The organism is Synechococcus sp. MU1655 (genome assembly GCF_023630655.1).
GTDB lineage: Bacteria > Cyanobacteriota > Cyanobacteriia > PCC-6307 > Cyanobiaceae > Synechococcus_C.
Map to the genome: position 1 here is coordinate 1 of NZ_JAKUHK010000185.1, position 4,182 is coordinate 4,182.

Here is a 4,182-nt window from a genome sequence, read left to right on the forward strand (position 1 = left end):
TTACCCAGTTGGTGCAGAACCCTGAGCTGCGCGGCCGGGTTCTCACAACGTTGGGGCTGCTCATGTTGGTCCGGCTGGGGATCTATATCCCTATGCCTGGGATCGATCGCGTCGCTTTTGAGCAATTTATTGAGCAGGGCGGAACACTGATTGGGTTCCTTGACATTTTTACCGGGGGCGGAATCTCCACTCTGGGCGTTTTTGCACTGGGAATCCTGCCTTTCATTAACGCCTCAATCATCATTCAATTGCTCACAGCGTCGCTCCCCCAGCTCGAGGACTTACAGAAAAACGAAGGGGAAGCAGGTCGTCGAAAACTCGCCCAAATCACGCGCTATGTGGCGCTCGGATGGGGAACGGTGCAAAGCGTCATTTTTGCGATGATTCTCCGCCAATATGCCGTTGATGGATTAAGCGACGTCGTCTTTGTCGTCCAAACGGCGCTGGCCTTGGTGACTGGATCGATGATTGTGATGTGGCTCAGCGAAGTCATCACAGAGCGAGGCATCGGACAGGGGGCATCCCTTGTGATCTTTTTGAATATCGTGGCCACACTTCCAAAGGCTCTGGGTTCAACGATTGAGAAGGCTCAGACAGGAGACCGTGGAGATGTCGTTGGCATCATTGTCCTGGTCTTGGTTTTCCTGATCACCATTGTTGGAATCATCTTTGTTCAGGAGGGTGCGAGACGTCTACCGATTGTCAGCGCCAAGCGCCAGGTCGGAGGGACAGCGCTCCTACCAAGTCGTCAGAGCTATCTCCCCCTAAAGCTCAATGCTGGTGGAGTGATGCCGATCATTTTCGCGTCAGCCCTGATCTTTTTGCCGATCACAATCGCGAACGTCACGAATAACCCAATCCTGATTCGAGCGGCGAGTGCCTTGAATCCGAGTGCAGCCAATCCATGGCCTTACGCAATTTTATTTTTCTCCCTCATTTTGGGGTTCGCCTATTTCTATTCATCGCTTTCCCTCAACCCGAGTGACATGGCCACCAACCTGAAACGAGGCGGAGTGGCCATACCAGGAGTCAGACCCGGTAGTGCAACAGCCGCCTATCTGGAGGGAGTCAAAAATAGATTGACTCTTCTTGGCGGACTGTTCCTTGGAGCTGTGGCCATTATCCCCTCAGCCGTTGAGAGAGCCACAGGAGTGACAACCTTCCAAGGGCTAGGAGCCACCTCACTCCTGATCCTGGTTGGTGTCGCGATCGACACCGCCAAACAAGTTCAGACCTACGTGATTTCCCAGCGCTACGAAGGACTTGTTCGCCAATAAGGCACGACAACCAGTCAACCCAATTTCCATGAAACAACGACTGCTTTTTTTAGGCCCACCTGGTGCTGGTAAGGGGACCCAAGCGGCACTGTTATGTGATCGTCATGGCTTACGTCACCTCTCCACAGGGGACCTCTTACGCGCTGAAGTCTCTGCTGGAAGCGACCTTGGCAAAGAAGCCGAAAGCGTGATGAATCGTGGAGAGCTGGTCAGTGATTCACTCGTGCTGGCCATCGTGAAAGCGCAGCTCGGAGCCCTGAATGGCCAAGGGTGGCTATTGGATGGATTCCCCCGCAATGTTGCCCAGGCTGAGGCTCTCGATCCACTGCTGCAGGAGCTCAACCAACCCATCGAAGCCGTGGTGCTTCTTGAACTGGATGACGCCGTCCTCATCGAACGCTTGCTCTCCAGAGGGCGTGAAGACGATAACGAAGCCGTGATCCGAAATCGGCTGGTGGTCTATGCAGACAAAACAGAGCCCTTGATTGAGCATTACCGGCAGCGCGGTCTGCTGCAATCGGTGGAAGCCCATGGCAGCATCGAAGCCATTACCGAGAGCATTGAAGCTGTTCTGGCTTAGCTCGCTGTGGTAAATTCGCTGTTTGGAATTTTGGAGAGCCACACCCCATGAAGGTGCGCGCCTCGGTCAAGAAAATGTGTGAAAAGTGCCGGGTGATTCGTCGCCACGGCCGGGTCATGGTGATCTGCCCAAACCCTAAGCACAAGCAGCGCCAGGGATGATCCCCGGCTCCACACTCTGACCGCATCATTCGCCGCCCTATTGGCGGCAACTGTCCCCCCTCGATTATTTGCTCAGTGGCAAGGATTGCTGGTGTTGACATTCCCCGCGACAAGCGGATCGAAGTCGCACTTACTTACATCTACGGAATCGGCTCAACTCGGGCCAAGACCATCCTCACCAAAGCCGGAGTCAACCCTGATATCCGTGTGAAGGATCTAGAGGACAACGATGTCCAGAAATTGCGCAACGCCACTGAGTCCTTCACGATCGAGGGAGATCTGCGGCGGCAAGAGGGCATGGCCCTTAAGCGTCTGCAAGACATTGGTTGCCTGCGTGGGCGTCGTCATCGGATGAGCCTTCCTGTGCGCGGTCAACGCACCCGCACCAACGCCCGCACCCGCCGTGGCGCCAGGAAGACCGTGGCCGGCAAGAAGAAATAAGCCTGCCCGATTCCATCGGTCTCACTCTTCATTCATTACAGCCCTACCCCCCTCAGGCTCTAGCCCATGGCCAAGCCAGCAAAGAAATCAGGCCCCAAGAAGGCCAAACGCAACGTCCCCAACGGAGTTGCCCACATCCAAAGCACGTTCAACAACACGATCGTGTCCATTACCGACACCACCGGAGAAGTCATCTCCTGGTCATCAGCTGGAGCCAGTGGGTTTAAAGGGGCTCGTAAGGGCACACCTTTTGCTGCTCAAACCGCTGCAGAAGCTGCCGCTCGCCGCGCTCTCGAGCAAGGCATGCGCCAAATTGAAGTTCTTGTTCGTGGTCCAGGCTCAGGACGGGAAACAGCCATTCGCGCTCTTCAAGTAGCTGGCCTAGAGATCACTTTGATCCGCGACGTCACTCCCTTACCCCACAACGGGTGCCGCCGCTCTAAGCGGCGTCGTGTCTGAAGATCTCAGCGAATTAGTCCAGGCCCACCTCACTCTCTCCGCTTCAGCCCGTGTTGCAATACCAGATCGATCGTATCGAGCATCAGATCACAGATGATCGCTCCCAGACCGGTGTCTTTCTCATCGGTCCCTTGGAGCGTGGTCAAGCAACCACTCTCGGGAATTCCCTCCGAAGGATGCTCATGGGCAACCTCGAGGGAACAGCCGTCACTGCTGTCCGCATTGCTGGAGTTAATCACGAGTACGCCACCATTCCAGGTGTGCGCGAAGACGTGCTTGACATTCTTCTCAACTGCAAGCAGCTCACTGTTACCAGCCGTACAGACGAGCTGGAAATCGGTCGTCTGATCGTCTCTGGGCCTGCAACGGTCAAAGCCAAGGATCTCCAGTTCTCATCACAGGTCCAAGTGGTGGATGGTGAGCGTCCGATTGCCACTGTTAGCGAGGGTCACAGCCTCGAGCTTGAAGTCCATGTTGAACGCGGCGTTGGTTATCGCCCCGTTGATCGCCACAACGAAGACACGAGTGCCATTGATCTGCTGCAGATCGATGCAGTGTTTATGCCTGTTCACCGCGTGAATTTCACGACGGATGAAACAGCTGTTGCGGAGGGTGGATCAGCTCGCGAACGACTCCGCATGGAGGTTGTGACCGATGGGTCTATGACCCCGGATGACGCGATTGCACAGGCTGCCAATCAGCTCATTGAGCTATTCCAGCCCTTAGCCACCGTGACCATGGTGGAAGAGCCAGGCATCGAACCTGAGCCTTCTGCTGAAGCTCAAATTCCACTCGAAGAGCTTAATCTTTCTGTTCGGGCTTACAACTGTCTTAAGCGCGCACAGGTGAATTCAGTCTCTGACCTGATGGGTTTCAGTTACGAAGATCTTCTCGAGATCAAGAACTTTGGCTCGAAGTCAGCTGATGAAGTGATCGAAGCTCTCGAGCGCATCGGCATTTCGATCCCCCAAAGTCGCACCAGCGTCTGATCCTTACGTCCTTCAGTCTTCTCTTAGAACCATGCGCCACCAATGTCGTGTTCCATTGCTGGGCCGCCCGGCTGACCAACGCAAGGCGTTGCTTCGCGGACTCACAACACAGCTCATCCGCGAAGGCAGGGTGACAACAACAAAAGCGCGAGCCAAAGCTCTGCGTGATGAAGCCGAACGGATGATCACGTTGGCCAAGAACGGCAGTCTCGCCTCTAGACGCCGAGTGTTGGGCTACGTCTACGACAAGCAGCTGGTCCACGCCCTCTTTGACA

At 55.2% G+C, this 4,182-nt stretch carries 7 protein-coding genes; all 7 read left to right on the forward strand.

Going from position 1 to position 4,182, the window contains the following annotated elements:
- The coding region (gene secY / locus NCN04_RS08760; protein WP_250395833.1) for a preprotein translocase subunit SecY at positions 1 to 1,277 on the forward strand (1,277 nt) is incomplete at its 5' end.
- A 28-nt stretch (positions 1,278 to 1,305) separates the two neighbouring features.
- Positions 1,306 to 1,857, forward strand: coding sequence for an adenylate kinase (locus NCN04_RS08765; RefSeq protein WP_250395834.1), 552 nt, complete (start codon positions 1,306 to 1,308; stop codon positions 1,855 to 1,857).
- Positions 1,858 to 1,904: 47 nt separating this feature from the next.
- The gene (rpmJ, locus tag NCN04_RS08770; RefSeq protein ID WP_011618382.1) at positions 1,905 to 2,018 is read left to right on the forward strand and encodes a 50S ribosomal protein L36; all 114 of its coding nucleotides are present in this window, start codon (positions 1,905 to 1,907) and stop codon (positions 2,016 to 2,018) included.
- A gap of 75 nt (positions 2,019 to 2,093) precedes the next feature.
- Positions 2,094 to 2,459 (forward strand): 30S ribosomal protein S13, encoded by a 366-nt coding sequence (gene rpsM, locus NCN04_RS08775; protein WP_006854808.1) that lies wholly within the window; start codon positions 2,094 to 2,096, stop codon positions 2,457 to 2,459.
- A gap of 66 nt (positions 2,460 to 2,525) precedes the next feature.
- Positions 2,526 to 2,918 (forward strand): 30S ribosomal protein S11, encoded by a 393-nt coding sequence (rpsK, locus tag NCN04_RS08780; protein ID WP_006854807.1) that lies wholly within the window; start codon positions 2,526 to 2,528, stop codon positions 2,916 to 2,918.
- 50 nt (positions 2,919 to 2,968) lie between these two features.
- Positions 2,969 to 3,907, forward strand: a complete 939-nt coding sequence (locus NCN04_RS08785) for a DNA-directed RNA polymerase subunit alpha (protein ID WP_048347896.1) — start codon at positions 2,969 to 2,971, stop codon at positions 3,905 to 3,907.
- A gap of 31 nt (positions 3,908 to 3,938) precedes the next feature.
- On the forward strand, positions 3,939 to 4,182 hold a 244-nt coding region (gene rplQ, locus NCN04_RS08790; protein WP_250395835.1), incomplete at its 3' end, for a 50S ribosomal protein L17.

Bases quoted from the DNA above. Each gene is read 5' to 3' on its own strand.
- NCN04_RS08765 (WP_250395834.1), top strand. From the start codon at position 1,306: ATGAAACAACGACTGCTTTTTTTAGGCCCACCTGGTGCTGGTAAGGGG.
- rpmJ (WP_011618382.1), top strand. From the start codon at position 1,905: ATGAAGGTGCGCGCCTCGGTCAAGAAAATGTGTGAAAAGTGCCGGGTG.
- rpsK (WP_006854807.1), top strand. From the start codon at position 2,526: ATGGCCAAGCCAGCAAAGAAATCAGGCCCCAAGAAGGCCAAACGCAAC.